Below are 529 nucleotides of genomic sequence, written 5' to 3' on the forward strand. Positions count from 1 at the left end.
TGCTGGAGACGCTCGACGAGTTCCGCTCGGCCCACGAGCTGGACGCCCAGCGCCCCGGCGGGGCGAGAACATCGGCCTGACGACCGTTTACCGGACCCTGCAGTCGATGGCCGCGGCCGGGATGATCGACACGCTGCGCACCGACACCGGCGCCGAGATACGTCGGGCGCTGACGGCGTAACCGGTTACCGGCCCCCGCAATCCGAGCAGGTGCCGAAGATCTCGATCGTGTGGCTGACGTCGGAGAAGCCATGCTTGGCAGCCACTTCGCTGGCCCACTGTTCGACCTCGTGATCGCCCACCTCGATGGTGGCGCCGCAACTGCGGCAGACCAAATGGTGGTGGTGGTGCTCCGAACATCGGCGGTAGACCGATTCGCCGGTGTCGGTGCGCAGCGTGTCGATCATCCCGGCCGCGGCCATCGACTGCAGGGTCCGGTAAACGGTCGTCAGGCCGATGTTCTCGCCCCGCCGGCGCAGCTCGTCGTGCAGCTCTTGGGCCGAGCGGAACTCGTCGAGCGTCTCCAGCA

At 67.9% G+C, this 529-nt stretch carries 1 protein-coding gene and 1 pseudogene; one reads left to right on the forward strand and one right to left on the reverse strand.

The genetic code is table 11. From position 1 onward, the window contains the following. Positions 1–2: 2 nt before the first annotated feature. Positions 3–166 (forward strand): annotated as a pseudogene (locus tag A9W96_RS29950) (transcriptional repressor); the annotation flags it as partial. 19 nt (positions 167–185) lie between these two features. Here A9W96_RS29950 and A9W96_RS00020 read toward each other — a convergent pair. Next, complete coding sequence (locus A9W96_RS00020; RefSeq protein ID WP_067137206.1) at positions 186–527, reverse strand: Fur family transcriptional regulator; 342 nt, start codon at positions 525–527, stop codon at positions 186–188. Positions 528–529: the final 2 nt, after the last annotated feature.

The organism is Mycobacterium sp. 1245852.3 (genome assembly GCF_001669335.1).
Taxonomy (GTDB): domain Bacteria; phylum Actinomycetota; class Actinomycetes; order Mycobacteriales; family Mycobacteriaceae; genus Mycobacterium; species Mycobacterium europaeum_A.